This is a genomic window from Bradyrhizobium sp. USDA 4503 (assembly GCF_054055815.1).
The window spans coordinates 3975621-3992081 of record NZ_JBSRXS010000001.1; the positions used below are offsets into that span (position 1 = coordinate 3975621).

Genomic DNA, 16461 nt, shown 5'->3' on the forward strand with positions numbered 1-16461 from the left:
ATGCCGACGACCATCCCGCATCCGATGCCGCAAGCAGCGCCGCAGGCCGCGCCGGCGCAGGATGGCTTGCTTGAATTCCGCAACATCCGGATCGTCTACGACAATGCGATCGAGGCGATCCGCGACGTCTCGATCGCGGTGCCCGAGGGCAACATCGTCGCCCTGCTCGGCTCCAACGGCGCCGGCAAATCGACGCTGCTGAAGGCGATGTCCGGCATCCTCTATACCGAGGAAGGCGTGATCGAGAACGGCAGCATCCGCTTCCGCAATGACGAGGTGCATCGCCTTGCGCCGGACGAACTGGTCCGCCGCGGCATCGTGCAGGTGCCGGAGGGCCGCCGCGTGTTCGCGGCACTCACCATCGACGAGAACCTGCAAATGGGCGGCTACACCAGGACCAGCGCCGAGGCGCGCGAGCGCCGCGACAAGGTGTTTACGCTGTTTCCACGACTATATGAGCGGCGCGACCAGATCGCCGGCTACATGTCCGGCGGCGAGCAACAGATGCTCGCGATCGGCCGCGCGTTGATGACCGATCCCGTGCTGCTGGCGCTCGACGAGCCGTCGCTCGGCCTCGCGCCGCTGATCATCGACCGCATCTATGAGGTGATCGTCCGGCTGCGCGACGAACTGAAGATGACGGTGCTGCTGGTCGAGCAGAACGCGCAGCGCGCACTCGACATCGCCGATTACGGCTACATCCTGGAGACCGGCCGCGTCGTGCTCGACGGCACGGCGGCGAAGCTCACCGCCAATGAGGACGTCCAGGAATTCTATCTCGGCGTCTCCACCGCCGGCCGCAAGAGCCTGCGCGACGTCAAGCATTACAAGCGCCGCAAGCGGTGGCTGTCGTGACCGCGCTGCTCACGGTCGAGAAGCTGTCAAAACGCTTCGGCGGCCTGCAGGCGGTCGCCGATGTCAGCCTGCGCGTCGCGCCCGGCGAGATCTGCAGCGTGATCGGTCCGAACGGCGCCGGCAAGACCACGCTGTTCAACATGATCTCGGGCGTGCTGCGGCCGAGCGGTGGCCGCATCACGTTCGACGGCATCGACCTCTCGACGATCTCGCCGTGGAAATTCGCCGCCGTCGGTATCGGCCGCACCTTCCAGAATCTGGCGCTGTTCAAGCACGGCACCGTGGTCGAGAACATCCTGACCGGCCGCCACACCCATCTGCGCTCGACCGTGCTCGATGCGGTGTGGTTCTACGGGCGTACCCGCAAGGAGGAAATCGCGGCACGGCAGCGCGTCGAGCACATCATCGAATTCCTCGAGATCGAGCATATCAGGGACGCCGTGGTCGGCACGCTGTCCTACGGCCAGCAGAAGCGCGTCGAGCTCGCCCGCGCGCTCGCCTGCGAGCCGAAGCTGTTGCTGCTCGACGAGATGGTCTCCGGCATGAACCAGGAGGAGACCGAGGACATCGCGCGCTTCGTGCTCGACATCCGCGACGAGCTCGGCATCACCGTCGTGATGATCGAGCACGAGATGCGCATCGTGATGGACATCTCCGACCGCGTCCATGTGCTGAATTTCGGCCGCAAGATCGCCGAAGGCGCACCTGGTGCGATCAGGCGCGATCCGGCAGTCGCGGAGGCCTATCTCGGCGGTCAGCGCACTGACGCGATGACAAAGGCAGGCGCGTGATGTCGACGCTGGACAGCCTGCGCACCGCTCATCCGCCGCTGCCAGCCAGCGCCGCACGCAGTGTGCCCGCAGCCGGCATCGACGCGTTGCAGGCTACGCTTCCGGATGCCGCCATCACCATCCCGCAATTGCTACGGCAGCGCGCCGCGATGCACGGCGAGGCGCTGGCGCTGCGCGAGAAGGACTACGGCATCTGGAATCCCTATTCCTGGCGGCACTATTACGACACCGCGCGCGCGGTGGCGCTCGGCCTGCTCTCGCTCGGCATCAAGCCTGGCGACCGCATCGCCATCGCCGGCGAGAACACGCCGGAATGGTTCTATGCCGATCTCGGCGCGCAGATGATCGGCGCGGTCGCGGTCGGCATCTATCCGACCAATCCCTGGGTCGAGCTGCAATATATCGTCAAGCATTCGGGTGCCCGCATCGTCGTCACCGGCGACCAGGAGCAGACCGACAAGGTGCGGGATGCGATGGCGGGCAATGGCGGCCTGCCGGATCTGGAGGCCATCGTCTGCATCGACATGAAGGGCCTGCGGCATTACCGGCAATCGGAGCTGATGTCGTTCGCCGCATTGTGCGAGCGCGGCAGGGCCTACGCGCAGCAGAACCCGGAGGCCGACGCCACGCTCGACCGCCTGATCAGCCAGGGCGCGCCCGACGACGTCTGCATCCTCGTTTACACCTCGGGCACGACAGGTCCGCCCAAGGGCGCGATGCTGACCCATCGCAATCTCGTCTACGCCGCCTATGCCTACGCCAGGACCGTCGGCATTGCCGACAAGCCGTTCGAGGCGGTGAGCTACCTGCCGCTGTGCCACGTCGCCGAGCGCTGCTACGGCACCGTGACCCATCTCGTGCTCGGCGGCACCGTTTCGTTCGCCGAATCGATCGACACCGTCGCGATCAACATCCGCGAGATCGCGCCGACCTTCTTCGTCGGCGTTCCCCGCATCTACGAAAAGCTGCAGCAGGGCTTTCTGTTCCGCCTTGGCGAGAGCGGCCGCCTGCGCCAGAGCTTCACCAGGGCCTGCCTCGCCTGGGGCCGCACGCTGTCCGACCGTCGGCAGGCCGGCAAAGACAATTGGCTCGATCGCGCCGCCTACGGGCTGCTCTATCTCCTGATGTTCCGCAATTTGCAGCGCCATCTCGGCTTCGCCTACAGCCGGCACCGGCTGTGCGCCGGCGCCTCGATCTCGCCGGAGACGCTGCGCTTCTTCGACATCATCGGCCGTCCGGTGTCGCAGGGCTATGGCCTCACCGAAAGCGGCGGCGTCGCCTTCATCCAGACCGAAAACCATCACCGGATCGGCGGCTGCGGCGTGCCGCTGCCGCAGACCGAATGGAAGTGCGACACCGACGGCGAGATCCTGCTGCGCAACCCCGGCGTCTTCAAGGGCTACTTCCTCGACGAAACGGCCTCGACCGCCTCGCTGGAGCCCGGCGGCTGGCTGCGCACCGGCGACATCATCGATGTCCTCGACAATGGCGAGATCGCCGTGGTCGACCGCAAGAAGGCGATCATCATCACCGCTGGCGGCAAGAACATCGCCCCGTCCGAGATCGAGAACGCGCTGAAGGATTCCGAATTCATCAAGGAAGCGATCGTGGTCGGCGAGGCCAGGAAGTATCTCGGCGCCATCATCCAGGTCGATTACGACAATGTCGGCCGCTGGGCGCGCGAACGGGCGCTCGCCTACACCAACTACAAATCGCTGTCGCAGCTTCCCGAAGTGAATGAGCTGGTCGGGCGCGTCGTCAACGAGACCAACAAGCGGTTCGCCCGGGTCGAGAACATCAGGCGCTTCGCCATCCTGGAAAAGGAGCTCGACCATGACGACGGCGAGCTGACCGCCACCCAGAAGGTACGCCGCGCCATGATCGAGAAGAAGTTCGCCCGCGAGCTCGCCATCATCTACCGGGCGGAGGGCTGAATGCAGTATCTCATCCAGCTGCTGATCTCGGGGCTCGCGATCGGCGCGATCTACGGGCTGATCGCGATGGGCTTTGCGGTGATCTACAAGTCCACCGGGCTGGTCAATTTCGCACAGGGCGAGATGACCATGATCACCGCCTATATCGCCTGGACGATCTCGACCACGGTCAGCGGCAATGTGTTCGTCGTCGCGGTGGGTGCGATTCTCGCCGCTGTCCTGCTCGGCCTGATCATCGAGCGGCTCGTGATGCGGCCGATGCTGGGCGAGCCGGTATTCGCGACCGTGATGGTCACGATCGGGCTCGCCGTGATCCTGCGCTCCGCCATCAACTTCATCTGGGACGCCTATCCGCACGGCCTCGACATCGGCATGGGCCGCGGCATCGTGCATCTCGGCGGCATCGGCGTGCGTACCGGGCAGATTGCGGTCATCGCGACGCTGCTTCTGCTGATCGCCGCGATCTGGGCGTTCTTCCGTTACAGCAAGGTCGGGGTTGCGATGCGCGCGGTCGCAGCCGACGATCGCACGGCGCTGTTGATGGGCATCAGCGCAACAAGAGTTCATGCGCTGGCCTGGGCCGCGTCTTCGGTGATCGCCGGCATCGGCGGCGTGTTCTTCGCGCTGTCTTATGATCTATCGCCGGCGATGTTCCAGCTCGGGCTGAAGGCGTTTCCGGCCACCATCCTCGGCGGCCTCGACGCCGTGCTCGGTTCCGGCCTCGGCGGCCTCCTGATCGGCATCACCGAAAACCTGGCCGGCGGCTATATCGGCTCCGGCATGAAGGAGGTCGCGGGCTTTGCCATGATCATCATCGTGCTGATGATCCGCCCGTTCGGCATCTTCGGCGAACGCGACATCGAGAGGGTGTGATGCGCACCGGCGATTACAAGCAGAGCTACGGCGAACTGGTTGCGCTGATCGATTCCCCGCCGGTGTGGCTATGGTCGGCCGTGTTGCTGCTGGCGCTGATCACCGCTCCTTTTGTGCTGAACTCCTACGCGCTGTCGTTCCTGATGATCATCCTGATCACGGTCACCGGTGCGCTCGGACTCAACATCCTGACCGGCTACACCGGCCTGATCTCGCTCGGCCATGTCGGTTTCCTCGTCACCGGTGCCTATGCCTATGCGGTGCTGGTCTCGAAGTACCACATGCCGCCGCTGGTCGGCTTCTTCGGCGCCGGCGTGGTGCCGGCGCTGGCGAGCCTGATCGTCGGTGCGCCGTCGCTTCGGCTCAAGGGACTTTACCTCGCCATCACCACGCTCGCCTTCTCCTTCATCATCAACACCGTGATCCTGGAGATGCGCTGGCTCACCAACGGCGCACGCGGCATTCAGGTGCAGCGGCCCGAGATCCTCGGCATCAGCTTCGACGGCGACGCGGCCTTCACCTATCTCTGCCTCGGCATCGCGGCACTGACGCTGTTCGCCACCCTCAACATCCGCCGCAGCCGGGTCGGCCGCGCCTTTGTCGCGATCAGGGACAACGACACGGCGGCGCGCGTCATGGGCATCAACCTGCATGCCTACAAGCTGTTCGCCTTCGTCACCTCGGCGTTCATCACCGGCATCGCCGGCGCGCTGTACGGCATCTATCTCTCCTTCGTCAGCGTCGAGGGCTTTCCGTTCCTGCTCTCGATCGAGGCGCTGGCGATCCTGATCGTCGGTGGACTCGGCTCGGCGCTCGGCGCGGTGCTCGGCACCATCCTGATCGTGCTGCTGCCGGAGGCGACGCGGCTCGTCTTCAGCCTGTTCAGCGCGCAGATGGATGCGACCTTCACGACCGGCGCGCAGGAGCTGAAGAGCATGCTCTACGGCCTCGTCATCATCCTGTTCCTGCGCTTCCAGCCGCGGGGGCTGGTCGGCGCCTGGCACGACATCAGGCGGGCCTGGGTGCACTGGCCGCTGCGCTACTAATCAAAAAAAGACGCAACACCATGAGGAGGAGACAATGATCAAACACCTGGCGGCGGCCGCGCTGCTGCTTTCCACGGCCTGTCTCGCGACCGGCCCGGCTACTGCCGCCGATCCCGGCATCACCGACAGCGAGATCCTGATCGGCGACGTGGAGCCGCTGACCGGCCCGCCGGCGCTGCTGGGCGTCGCCGCCTCGATCGGCCACAAGATCGCGATCGCCGAAGCCAACGCCGCCGGCGGCATCAACGGCCGCAAGATCAAATATGTGCTGGAGGACGACGGCTACGTCACAGCGCGAACCATCCAGGGCATCAAGAAGGTGATCGACGTCGACAAGGTCTTCGCGATGCTCGGCATCTCCGGCTCGGGCCAGTCGATCGCTGTGATGCCGGTGCTGGAGAAGTCCGGTATCCCGACCGTGATCGACGTCGCGCCGGTCAAATTCCTGTGGGAGCCGGCGCGCAAGAACGTGTTCGTGGTCGGCCAATCCTACGAGGAGGGAATCATCCATCTCGTCAACTTCCTCGCCGACAGGAACCCCGGCAAGAAATGGGGCCTGATCACCCAGGACGACGATTACGGCATCACCGTGCGCGACGGCTTCGATTCCGTGGTCAAGGCCAAGAAGCTGAACGTCGTCTACAGCGGCAACTACAAGAAGGGCCAGCAGGACTTCTCATCCGACATGCTGCAGCTGAAGGATGCCGGCGCCGAGGTGTTTTTGGCCGGCGGCATCATCGCCGAGAATATCGCGATGACAAAGGAGCTCGAGAAATTGAACATCAAGCCGGTGACCGGCATCTTCTGGCCCGGCCGCATCGAGCCGGTGCTGAAGCTGATGGGCCCGGCGGGCGATGGCATCTACGCGGTCGACTATGTCGAGCCATTCGCCGGCGCGGCGGGCAAGGCGTTCCTGGAGAAGGCCAAGCCGCTGGTGTCGGAGGCCGAGTTCAAGGGCATCAACCGCTACACCATGACCGGCTATGCCGCCGCGAAGGTCTTGATCGCGGCAATCGAGCGCTGTGGCAAGCAGCCGACCTGGGCCTGCACCATCTCGGAACTGGAGAAGACCAAGAATGTCGAGACCGGCGTGATGGCGCCGATCAGCTTCGGTCCCGGCGTCCGCTTCTCGAACCAGAAGCTGCAGATCATGCAGGCCGATGCCGCGACGCTCAGCTTCAAGCCGGTGAACTAGAGAGATGAAGGTCCTGATCGTCTTTGCCCATCAGGAGGCGCGGTCGTTCAACGCTGCACTGCTGGCGCGGTCGGTGGCGGAACTGACCGCGCTCGGGCATACGGTCAGGATCTCCGATCTCTACGCCATGCGGTTCAACCCGGTAGCGACCGCCGAAGACTTTGGCGCGCGGCGGTTTCCCGACCGGCTGCAATATGACCGCGAGCAGAAATACAATCTGCAGCACGGGGCGCTCAGCGGCGACATCGCCGCCGAGATCGAGAAGCTGCTGTGGTGCGACCTCCTGATCTTGCAGTTTCCGCTGTGGTGGTTCTCGGTCCCCGCCATCATGAAAGGCTGGATCGACCGCGTGTTCGTCAACGGCGCAATTTACGGCAGCGGCCGCCGCTACGACACCGGCGGCCTTGCCGGCCGCCGCGCCATGGTCGTGACCTCGACCGCCGCCTATCCCGGCATGTGCGCGCCCGACGGGCTGGTCGGTGCGCTCGATGTGGTGCTGTGGCCGATCCAGAACGGCATGCTGGCCTATGCGGGCTGCAAGGTGCTGCCGCCGTTCGTGTCGTATTCAGTGAACTTCGTCGACGAGGCCACGCGGCACCGCTATCTCAACGACTATGCCGAACGGCTGCGGCGGCTCGAGACCACCGAGCCGCTGTTCTTCCACCCGCTCGCGGATTTTGGCGAGGACTGGCGGCTGAAGCCGGGCATTGCGGCGCAGACTGTCGGCCAGGGCGCTCGTGCCCAGAAATGACATGACCCGGACGTAGGTCTGCTCCCTCGCCCCGTTCTTACGGGGAGAGGGTTGGGGTGAGGGGCCGCATCCGCACACGCGCTGCCAGAAACGCTCGTGGAGACTCCCCCTCACCCGGATCGCATCTCACGATGCGATCCGACCTCTCCCCGCAAGCGGTCGCTTGCGGGGAGAGGTAAGAAAGAGCGCCGGCGTCACATCCTTTTCGCCACTTCCTCCAGCATCACCTCGGTGGCGCCGCCGCCGATCGTCAGCACCCGCGCGTCGCGTACCATGCGCTCGATCGGGGTGCCGCGCATGAAGCCTGAGCCGCCGTGCAGTTGCAGGCAGCCATGCACGACCTCGTGCAGCACCTCGGGCGACAGCGCCTTCACCATCGAGACCTCACGCAGGCAATCCTGCCCGGCCGCCGCGAGCTCGGCGGCCTGATAGGCCAGCGCCCGCGCCGCCGCCGCCTTCGCGGCAAGCTGGGCGAGCTTCAGCCGCACGCCCTGCTGATTCCAGAGCGGGCCGCCGAATGCCTGCCGCGTCTTCACGTAATTCGTCGTCAGCTCGATCGCCTTGGCGGATTCGCCCGCGCAGATGCCGCCGATGCAGATGCGCTCGTTCTGGAAGGTCTCCATGATGCCATAGAAGCCCTTGTTCTCCTCGCCGAGCAGGTTTTCCGCCGGCACGCGCACGTCCTGGAACGCGATCTCGGCGGTGTCCGAGCAGAGCCAGCCATGCTTGTCGAGCTTGGTCGCCGTGATGCCCGGCGTGTTGCGCTCGACGATGAACAGCGAGATGCCGCGGCTGCCCTTGGCATGCGGGTCGGTCCGCGCGGCGACGATCAGGATGTCGCCATAGACCGCGTTGGTGATGAACATCTTTGCGCCGTTGATCACCCAGCTGTCGCCGTCGCGCCGCGCCCGCGTCTTGAGGCCTGCGACGTCGGAGCCCGCATCGGGCTCGGTCACCGCGATCGAGCAGACCGTCTCGCCGCGGATAATCGCCGGCAAATACTTCTGCTTCTGTTCCGGCGTACCGCGCAAGGAGATGTGCACCGCCGACATGTCGGTATGCACGAGGATCGACGAGGTGAAACCGCCGAAGCTGGAGCGCCCCAACTCCTCGGCGAATACCATCGAGGCCAGCGGCCCCATGTCGGTGCCGCCATGGTCGACCGCGTGGCGCATGCCGAGAAAGCCGAGCGCGCCCATGCGGCGATAGATCTCGCGCGGGATCTTGCCGTCGCGCTCCCACGCCTCGGCATGCGGCACTACTTCCTTCTCGACGAAGCGGCGCACCTGCTCGCGCAGCATGCGCAGCTCCTCGGGCAGATTGGGCTGCTCCGAAAAGTGGAACTCGGCCTCAGTGAGCTGGCGCGGATCCGACGTCATGACGTTCATTGTGGCGCCCTCTCATGGCCGATGTGAAGATGGTTGCGCAAAAAAGCTGCCAGCGATGCGATCGCCTCGCGCGCCTGCGAAATCTCCGGGAACATCTGGAAGACGTGGATCATGCCGTCCCACACCTGGAGCTTGACGTCGACACCGGCAGCCTGCGCCCGGGCGGCCAGTTCCGTCGCATCGTCGCGCACGGTCTCGCGGTCGCCGACCTGCACCAGCAGCGGCGGCAGACGGGTGAGATCGGCATAAAGCGGCGAGGCCAGCGGATCGCGGACATTGCCGTCCTTGCCAAGGTAGTTCTTCGCCAGCGCCAGGATCATCGCGCGCTGGTGGATCGGATCGGCCTCGGCCCTGCTCTGATAGCTCGCGCCGCTCGCGGTAAGATCGGTCCAGGGCGACATCAGCGCGGCGGCGGCGGGCAGCGGCAAGCCACGGTCGCGCGCCGCCAGCATCGCGCACAGCACGAGATTGCCGCCGGCCGAATCCCCGGCGAAGGCGATATCCGCCGGATGCAGCCCCTGATCGCGCAGATATCGATAGGCAATCAGCGCATCCTCGAGTGCCGCGGGGAAACGATGCTCCGGGGCAAGCCGGTAATTGATCGAGAGCACGCGGCAGCCGGATGCATCGGCGATCCGTGCGGCCAGGTCGTGATGCGACGCGACCGAGCCGATACGGAAACCGCCGCCGTGAAAATAGAGGATCACCTTGTCGCGCGATGCGCCCGTCGGCACGAGCCATTCGCCGTCGACCCCGCCGGCGGCGACCGGTTGGCGCGTCACCGGCACCGAGCAGCCGGCAAAGGCGGCGTCCCAGTCGTCGCGCATCTGCGCCACCGATGTATCGCGGGTCCAGCCGCTATAGATCGCGCGCAAACGCTCGATCGCGCGATCGACCGGCGTGATTGCGATATCGTCGTCCGCGCTGCCCATTTCAGCCGCCGATGCCCATGCCGCCGGAAACGCCGAGCGTCTCTCCGGTGATATAGGCGGCCTGGTCGGAAGCCAGGAACAGCGCGGCAGCCGCGACCTCCTCCGGCTCGCCGAGGCGGCCGAGCAGCGTTGCGCCGGTCATTGCCTGCAGGATCCTGTCGCCGCCCTTTGCCACCGCCTGCTCCAGCATCGGCGTGCGGATCGGTCCCGGCGCCATCGCGTTCGCAGTGATGCCATAGCGTGCATTCTCCCGCGCGATGCTCCGGGTGAACGAGATCACGCCGCCCTTGGCCGCGGAGTAGACCGCGCCGCCCTTTGAGCCGAGCCGCGCCGCTTCCGAGGTAACGTTGATGATGCGGCCAAAGCCCGCCGCCTGCATCGCCGGCAACGCGGCGTGGGTGCAGGCCAAGACCGAGGTGAGATTGACCGCGATCAGCCGCGCCCAATCCTCCGCCGTGGTATCGGTGAAGAAGGCATGCTGATCGATGCCGGCATTGTTGACGACAATGTCGAATGGGCCGTCCTGCGCCATCACAGCCTGCACTGCCGTGGCATCGCTGACGTCTAATCCTGCAACGCCGGCGCCGGTCTCGCGCGCCAGCTCCGAGGCCGCGGCGACATCGAGATCGGCGATCACAACCCTGGCGCCCGCGCCGGCAAAGCTGCGCGCGATCGCAGCACCGATGCCCCGCGCGCCGCCGGAGACGAAGGCGCGGCGGCCATCGAGACGTCCGAATGGCAAGCTCGCCACCTCAGCGCCCAGTGAATACAGGCTGGCGCCGCTCGATCACCGCGGCGAGCCCTTCGCGTGCATCGGTCATCCCCGAGAGTTCCGCGACGGTGCGCGCCTCTTCCGACAGGCATTGCTCGATGCTGGTGCCGGTGCCGGCCCAGACCAGCCGCTTGGTCGCCGCCAGCGCCTTCGGCGCGCCGGCCGCAAGCTCGCGGGCCAGCGCGAGCGATGCATCGGCGAGCTCGGCATCGGGCACGACCCTGGTGACGATGCCGATCTGCAACGCTTCGGCAGCCGGGATCACCGGGTTGGTCAACAGGATCGACATCGCCCGCCGCAGGCCGACCAGCCGCGACAGTGTAACGGAGACGCCGGCATCCGGCGCCATCGCCACCCGCGTCGCGCCAGCGAGGAACTTTGCCGATTCCGCCGCGATCACGATATCGGAAGCACAGACCAGGCCGAAGCCGCCGCCGCCCGCCGCAAAGCCCTGCACCGATGATATGACCGGCGCCTCCAGCCGCAGCAATCCAGTCACCGCATTCTGCAGATACGCCGTCGCCTGACGGATATAGTCCGGCAGCTTCTCGCCCTTGGAGGCAAAGGCGCGGACGTCGCCACCGGCGCAGAAATTGGTGCCCTCGCCGCTCAGCAGCACGACGCGCAGATCGGAATGACCATGACAGACCATGATGGCATCGCACAGCGCGCGGAGCAGCTCGACACTCATGCCGTTGGCCGCATCGGGGCGGTTGAGCCGCAGCCGCGCGATGCCGTCGGTGATGTCGAGCAGAACGGGGCCCTTGTCGATCATGGCGCGTTTTCCTCTAGACCAGGAACGAGAGCGTGTAGATCGCCTTGTCGTTGTTGACGAGGATGACCTTCTTGGCGGCCATCCGCAATTCGCCATCGACATGGCGCAGCCGGTATTCATTGCGCGCCGCCCACAGCGTGTCGTCACGCAGGCTCGATTCGAAGATGAGGCTGTTGCTGGCGACCGCGATGTCGCCATCATCAGGCTGGTCATCCATCAATTCGATATTGGAGATCAGCCGGCGCAAATTCGACTGCGGCGTCTGGGTGAAGTGCTTGCCGGTCATCAGCTGCCGGACGCGCAGCGCGATCCGCGAGCGGTTGTCGTAGATGATCGACATCTGCCGTTCCGGGTCGATGTCGGCGCCGTTGGCCGGCACCCAATAGACGCCGTCGTCGGTCCAGAGCTTTTCCCAGGCCTCGTATTGATGCTCGTCCTGCAGCCGCGCCTCGCGATAAAGGAAGGCGGTGATGGCGCTCATCAACGTGGCGCTGCTCTCGCGCGACAGCATCAGCTAGGCTCCATCAACTTGCGATAATGGGTCCAGATGCCGCGCGACGGCACCTCGTCGGTGACGTGGCCGACCGTGAAGCCGAGTTCGTCCTGCCGCTCGCGCTTCTCGCCGCGGCCGAGGAAGATCCACTCGGGATTGCGCGCCAGCACGCCGCGATGGCAGCGCTCGTACATTTCGGAATCGTCCGCCAGCAGGAAGCCGGCTGGGCCGACCGAGCCCATGGTCTGCTGGCGCAGCCTTCGGTTCAGATCGGGCGCGCCCTTGAACTGCAACGCGGTGACGTGCTGCACGCTGTCGTCGACGCCGAGCGGCTGGATCACAAACATCTGGATCTCGGCGATGAACAGGTTCGGGAAGATCATCACATGCGGCGTGCCGTCGATCATGATCTCCCGCGCGGCGGCGTCGCCATGGGCGGCCTTCATGCGCGCCGTGTAGTCCGGCAGCCGGTCCTCGCTGGTGCCGAACCAGCTCATCGGCGCGTCGCGCTTGCGGAACTCGGGTCGCAGGTCGATCTCAGTATGGCCGTTGCCGTAGTCGCGCGTCAGCGCGGTCGAGGCGCCGCCATAGAGTTTGCCGATCATGCTGTCGGCGACGCCGAAGATCGAGGTGTGCACGAAGGCCGGGTGATAGCCGTCACACTCGTTCTCCAGGATGAACTTCCAGTTCGCCTTGACGCGATGCTTGAGGAAGCCCGCCGTGATCTCGACCTCGCCCTCCGGCGAGGTGCGCACCAGGCGATCGATGGTCTCGGCGGCGCCGCCGAGATGCTCCTTCAGCGTCGGGCCATCGGCCGCGAACGAGCCGAACACGAAGCCGCGGTAAGACTCGACGCGCGTCACCCGCCCGAGCGCGAGCTGCGACTTGTCCTGCCCCTCATAGCCGTCGGGGAAGGCATAACCGACCAGGCGGCCGTCATTGGCAAAAGTCCAGGAGTGGAACGGACAGGTGAACGAGCGGGCATTGCCGCGGTCATAGGAGCAGACCTGGTTGCCGCGATGCGAGCAGCGGTTGAGTAGCAGATTGACCTTGCCCTGCTCGTCGCGCGTCATGATCACGGATTGCGGGCCGATCGACTTGACGACGTAGTCGTTGGCGTTCGGGACCTCGCTCTCATGCCCGACATAGACCCAGGTGCGGTACCAGATGTTCTTGAGCTCGGCCTCGAAGATGTCAGGGTCGGTGTAGAGCGATCCGTGCACCCGGTCGGGCCGGATCAGCCGGTCCCATGGCGGGACGCCGGTCATCATGTTCATCGCTCCGTCTCCCTCGCCGGCCGCTTGCCGCGGATGTCTATCGGCCATCCAATAATAATCCGAACGACCGTTCGGTGAATTAGTAGCATGAGCGCCATGGACCGGCAAGCTTCTTCGTGAGCGTCGCCGCTGGTCGCGGAAGGCGTGCAACGATGCATCCCGGCGGCGGTCGGCGACGAAACCACGCTAGCCCTGCGCCGCACCACCGTCGCGCTCGCCACCCGCGATCTGCTGCAGCATCGACTTCGGCGTCGTCGCAAGCTCGATCTTGAGCTGGTCGCAGGTCGCCCGCCGCAGCAGGCGCTCGATCTCGGTCGCGGCATTGGGATTAGCCGCCCGTGCGTGCTCCCCGCTCGCCCAGAGCAGAAGTTGCCCCAGCCGCCGGTCGCCATCGTCGCGCAATGCCTCGATCGCGGCAACGTCGGACGCGCCGCCCTGGATGCGCGGCGTCGAAGGAACCTCCGGATGCGCCATGCTGCCGGCCAGTCGTTCGACCGTCGCGAAAGTATCGTCCTGCAGACGCACTTGCTCGAGCAGCGGCCCGGCCTTCCAGTCGGCTGCGAGCTTCAGCCCGTTCAGCGCGTAGACTGCAGAGAACACCTGCCCGCGAACGAAATCGTCATTGCTGTTCGGCACGACGTGGCTTTGCAGCGCATCGATTATGCCGTCGATCAACCGCTCGAAGGATGCACTCATGCCGCGGCCTCCAATGCGCGCTCGAAGGCCCGCACGATCGAGGGCATCTGGCTTGCCATCACGGCGAGCCGCATGTCGTTGAAGCGATCGACCTCGAAGGCGCGCACCGCGCACATCTGGATCGCTGCCGCCTGATACAGCGCATAGGCCTCGTAGAAGGCGAGGCTCTTGTCCGAGACGGGAATGCCGGAGGCGCGCTGATAGAGATCAATCACCTCCGTGCGCTCGAGCACGCCATAGAGCTTGCGGCTCCTGGCGTTGAAGGTCGGCAGCATCGCCCAGGCCAGATCTTCATGCGGATCGCCCAGGTGCGTGAGCTCCCAATCGAGGATGGCTGTGATCCGCCCGTTGCGCTCGATGAAGTTCCCGATCCGGTAGTCGCCGTGCACGATGGTCCGGCGCGGCGGCCGCGGACAGTTGTCCTGCAGCCAGCGTCCACCCCAGTCGAGCAGCGGATAGTAACGCGCCGTCGGCCGCGCCAGCGAGGCGCGCCAGCCGGCGATGGCGCGGACTTCGGCACGTTCTCCGCTGTGATGCCGCGATGCGAATGGCGTCGCATCCGCGTCGACCCGGTGCAGCGACGCGAGGATCTCGACGAACTGCCGGGCAACCGCGCGCTTGTGGTCCGGATCGAGTTCGCTCGCCGCCCAGGGCGCCGGCACGTCGCCCTCGACATGCGCGCAGATGAAGAACGGAAAGCCGATCTCGGCGCCATCCTGTTCTGATGACACCAACGCCGGCACCGGTACGCCGCTGCCGGCCAGCGACTGCAGCGCATAAACCTGGGGCAGCACCGAGTAAGGCGCAAACAGCCCGCTCGGTGGACCGACGCGCAGGATCAGTTTGCGGTCGTCTTCGGCAGCGGAGCGGGCCACGAAGGCATAGGTGATCCAGGAGAAACCCGACGATTTGCGCCCGAAGCCGACAATCTCCGTCCGGCTTCCGGATATCCGCGACAGATGCTGAGCCAGTGCCGCCCGCACTGTATCGTCATCCACCGCGACCGGGCGAACCGGCTCCGGCACATCTTGATGGGATCGTTTCGCAGCCTCCGGCATCAATTGACCGACCTCGTATAGCCCTGCCACTTCTCCTCGCGCAGCGCCGACTTCATGATCTTGCCGGAGCCGGTCAGCGGCAATGGCTCGAGGCGGATATCGACAGAACGCGGGCACTTGTAACCGGCGATCAAGGTGCGGCAGTGCGCGATCACCATTTCGGAATCGAGACTCCTGCCGTCCTTCGGCACCACAATGGCGTGCACCGCTTCGCCCCATTGCGGATCGGGCACCGCGATTACGGCGCATTCCTTGACGTGCTCGTGCTGGAAGATGGCGTTCTCCACCTCGCCGGAATAGACGTTCTCGCCGCCCGAGACGATCATGTCCTTCAGTCGGTCGACGATATAGACAAACCCGTCCTCGTCCATCCAGGCGCCGTCGCCGGTGTGCAGCCATCCGTTGCGCAGCACGCGCGCGCTTTCCTCAGGCTTGCGCCAATAGCCGAGCATCACGCCGGCGCCGCGGATCGCGATCTCGCCCACCGTCCCGCGCGGCACCTCATTGCCCGCGGGATCGATGATGCGGATTTCAACGCCTGGCGCCGCCCGCCCCGCCGATTTGCGCTTGCCCGCCAGCGGCCCTTCCAGCGCGTGATACTCCCACGGCAGGATGGTCGCCAGCGCTGCGCTTTCGGTCATGCCGTAGCCCTGGTGAAAGCGCCAGCTCGGCAGCACGCGCATCAGCTTGACCAGCAGCGCGTCGGGCATCGGCGAGGCGCCATATTCGCAATCCTTGACGCTGCTCAGATCATATGTGCCGAAGGATGGATGGTTGAGCATCATGTTGAGCATGGTCGGCACAAACAGGCAGTAATCCACCTTGTGCTCGGCGATGGTCTTCATCGCGAGCTCGGGCTCGAATTTCGCGATGGTCACGTGCGTGCCACCGACCAGGGTCAGCGCGATCATCGGCGAAGTGCCGGCCAGATGGAACATGCCGGCCGAGTGCAGATACCGGGTATCTTCACGGAACCGGAGCGCATAGATCCAGACCAGCGATTCATAGATGATGTTGGCATGTGACAGCATCACGCCCTTGGGAAACCCGGTGGTACCGCCGGTGTAGAAGATGCCCGCGAGATCGTTGTAGGCGCCGGAGGCGTCCTCGATCGGCGCATGCGCAATGAGCTCGTCATAGCTTTGCATACCGTCGGGCACTTGCCCCTCGTCGAGATAGACCATAGCGGCGAGTGATTTTGTGCCGCGCAGCGCGGACGCAATCTCGGCAAAGGCCTTGTCGACCAGCAATAGTTTTGGCGTGGAATCGTTAATCGCATAGGCGTTCTCGGCGACCGCCCAGCGCGTGTTGAGCGGCACCGCGACCGCACCGGCCCAGGCGATGGCATAGAGCGCCTCGATATAGAGGTCGCTGTTGTGCGCGAGGATGGCGACGCGATCGCCGGCATCGACGTCGAGCCGTCGCAGCCCGCCCGCGGCACAGGCAACGCGATGGCCGATCTCCTTCCAGCTCCGCGACCGTCCTGCGTGGATGGTGCCGGGTGCGTCCTTGCGCAACTGCACCGCCGCTATCAGCGCCTGCGTCAGCTTCATGTTTCCTCCTCAACCGCCATGCGGCCGCGCACGCCTGCGGATGTTTCCGTCACGCATGAGGCCGATACGCCG

Annotated in this window: 16 protein-coding genes; 7 read left to right on the forward strand and 9 right to left on the reverse strand. The window is 65.5% G+C overall.

Going from position 1 to position 16461, the window contains the following annotated elements:
* From ACVMIH_RS19305 to ACVMIH_RS19335, 7 genes are read left to right on the forward strand one after another with little or no spacing between them, the layout of a single operon-like run.
* Complete coding sequence (locus tag ACVMIH_RS19305; protein ID WP_057018847.1) at positions 1-855, forward strand: ABC transporter ATP-binding protein; 855 nt, start codon at positions 1-3, stop codon at positions 853-855.
* Complete coding sequence (locus ACVMIH_RS19310; protein ID WP_057018903.1) at positions 852-1646, forward strand: ABC transporter ATP-binding protein; 795 nt, start codon at positions 852-854, stop codon at positions 1644-1646. The genes ACVMIH_RS19305 and ACVMIH_RS19310 overlap by 4 nt, the downstream gene beginning before the upstream one ends.
* Complete coding sequence (locus ACVMIH_RS19315; RefSeq protein WP_456862994.1) at positions 1646-3580, forward strand: AMP-dependent synthetase/ligase; 1935 nt, start codon at positions 1646-1648, stop codon at positions 3578-3580. The genes ACVMIH_RS19310 and ACVMIH_RS19315 overlap by 1 nt, the downstream gene beginning before the upstream one ends.
* Positions 3581-4453, forward strand: a complete 873-nt coding sequence (locus ACVMIH_RS19320) for a branched-chain amino acid ABC transporter permease (protein ID WP_168858856.1) — start codon at positions 3581-3583, stop codon at positions 4451-4453.
* A complete protein-coding gene (locus ACVMIH_RS19325) occupies positions 4453-5499 on the forward strand; it encodes a branched-chain amino acid ABC transporter permease (RefSeq protein WP_057018850.1) in 1047 nt (348 codons plus the stop codon). Before ACVMIH_RS19320 ends, ACVMIH_RS19325 begins: the two co-directional genes overlap by 1 nt.
* 34 nt (positions 5500-5533) lie before the next feature.
* Entirely contained in the window at positions 5534-6694 is a 1161-nt protein-coding gene (locus ACVMIH_RS19330) for an ABC transporter substrate-binding protein (protein WP_456862997.1), read from the forward strand.
* A 4-nt stretch (positions 6695-6698) separates the two neighbouring features.
* A complete protein-coding gene (locus ACVMIH_RS19335) occupies positions 6699-7445 on the forward strand; it encodes an NAD(P)H-dependent oxidoreductase (RefSeq protein WP_076829055.1) in 747 nt (248 codons plus the stop codon).
* 194 nt (positions 7446-7639) lie between these two features.
* On the opposite strand, the gene ACVMIH_RS19340 is transcribed toward ACVMIH_RS19335, so the two are convergent.
* From ACVMIH_RS19340 to ACVMIH_RS19380, 9 genes are all read right to left on the reverse strand, one after another.
* The gene (locus tag ACVMIH_RS19340; RefSeq protein ID WP_092083745.1) at positions 7640-8833 is read right to left on the reverse strand and encodes an acyl-CoA dehydrogenase family protein; all 1194 of its coding nucleotides are present in this window, start codon (positions 8831-8833) and stop codon (positions 7640-7642) included.
* Positions 8830-9765 (reverse strand): alpha/beta hydrolase, encoded by a 936-nt coding sequence (locus ACVMIH_RS19345; RefSeq protein WP_456863000.1) that lies wholly within the window; start codon positions 9763-9765, stop codon positions 8830-8832. The genes ACVMIH_RS19340 and ACVMIH_RS19345 overlap by 4 nt, the downstream gene beginning before the upstream one ends.
* Position 9766: 1 nt before the next feature.
* Entirely contained in the window at positions 9767-10516 is a 750-nt protein-coding gene (locus tag ACVMIH_RS19350) for an SDR family NAD(P)-dependent oxidoreductase (protein WP_456863003.1), read from the reverse strand.
* Position 10517: 1 nt separating this feature from the next.
* Positions 10518-11312, reverse strand: coding sequence for an enoyl-CoA hydratase/isomerase family protein (locus ACVMIH_RS19355; RefSeq protein WP_456863006.1), 795 nt, complete (start codon positions 11310-11312; stop codon positions 10518-10520).
* Between the two features lie 13 nt (positions 11313-11325).
* Positions 11326-11823, reverse strand: a complete 498-nt coding sequence (locus tag ACVMIH_RS19360) for an aromatic-ring-hydroxylating dioxygenase subunit beta (RefSeq protein ID WP_168858853.1) — start codon at positions 11821-11823, stop codon at positions 11326-11328.
* Positions 11823-13082, reverse strand: a complete 1260-nt coding sequence (locus ACVMIH_RS19365; protein WP_456863009.1) for an aromatic ring-hydroxylating oxygenase subunit alpha — start codon at positions 13080-13082, stop codon at positions 11823-11825. Before ACVMIH_RS19365 ends, ACVMIH_RS19360 begins: the two co-directional genes overlap by 1 nt.
* 186 nt (positions 13083-13268) lie before the next feature.
* A complete protein-coding gene (locus ACVMIH_RS19370) occupies positions 13269-13778 on the reverse strand; it encodes a hypothetical protein (RefSeq protein WP_456863012.1) in 510 nt (169 codons plus the stop codon).
* Positions 13775-14866, reverse strand: a complete 1092-nt coding sequence (locus tag ACVMIH_RS19375) for a phosphotransferase family protein (RefSeq protein ID WP_456863014.1) — start codon at positions 14864-14866, stop codon at positions 13775-13777. Before ACVMIH_RS19375 ends, ACVMIH_RS19370 begins: the two co-directional genes overlap by 4 nt.
* Entirely contained in the window at positions 14836-16389 is a 1554-nt protein-coding gene (locus ACVMIH_RS19380; RefSeq protein ID WP_456863017.1) for an acyl-CoA synthetase, read from the reverse strand. Before ACVMIH_RS19380 ends, ACVMIH_RS19375 begins: the two co-directional genes overlap by 31 nt.
* Positions 16390-16461: the final 72 nt, after the last annotated feature.

Bases quoted from the DNA above. Each gene is read 5' to 3' on its own strand.
- ACVMIH_RS19305 (WP_057018847.1), top strand. From the start codon at position 1: ATGCCGACGACCATCCCGCATCCGATGCCGCAAGCAGCGCCGCAGGCC.
- ACVMIH_RS19315 (WP_456862994.1), top strand. From the start codon at position 1,646: ATGTCGACGCTGGACAGCCTGCGCACCGCTCATCCGCCGCTGCCAGCC.
- ACVMIH_RS19320 (WP_168858856.1), top strand. From the start codon at position 3,581: ATGCAGTATCTCATCCAGCTGCTGATCTCGGGGCTCGCGATCGGCGCG.
- ACVMIH_RS19325 (WP_057018850.1), top strand. From the start codon at position 4,453: ATGCGCACCGGCGATTACAAGCAGAGCTACGGCGAACTGGTTGCGCTG.
- ACVMIH_RS19330 (WP_456862997.1), top strand. From the start codon at position 5,534: ATGATCAAACACCTGGCGGCGGCCGCGCTGCTGCTTTCCACGGCCTGT.
- ACVMIH_RS19335 (WP_076829055.1), top strand. From the start codon at position 6,699: ATGAAGGTCCTGATCGTCTTTGCCCATCAGGAGGCGCGGTCGTTCAAC.
- ACVMIH_RS19340 (WP_092083745.1), bottom strand. From the start codon at position 8,833: ATGAACGTCATGACGTCGGATCCGCGCCAGCTCACTGAGGCCGAGTTC.
- ACVMIH_RS19345 (WP_456863000.1), bottom strand. From the start codon at position 9,765: ATGGGCAGCGCGGACGACGATATCGCAATCACGCCGGTCGATCGCGCG.
- ACVMIH_RS19355 (WP_456863006.1), bottom strand. From the start codon at position 11,312: ATGATCGACAAGGGCCCCGTTCTGCTCGACATCACCGACGGCATCGCG.
- ACVMIH_RS19360 (WP_168858853.1), bottom strand. From the start codon at position 11,823: ATGCTGTCGCGCGAGAGCAGCGCCACGTTGATGAGCGCCATCACCGCC.
- ACVMIH_RS19365 (WP_456863009.1), bottom strand. From the start codon at position 13,082: ATGAACATGATGACCGGCGTCCCGCCATGGGACCGGCTGATCCGGCCC.
- ACVMIH_RS19370 (WP_456863012.1), bottom strand. From the start codon at position 13,778: ATGAGTGCATCCTTCGAGCGGTTGATCGACGGCATAATCGATGCGCTG.
- ACVMIH_RS19380 (WP_456863017.1), bottom strand. From the start codon at position 16,389: ATGAAGCTGACGCAGGCGCTGATAGCGGCGGTGCAGTTGCGCAAGGAC.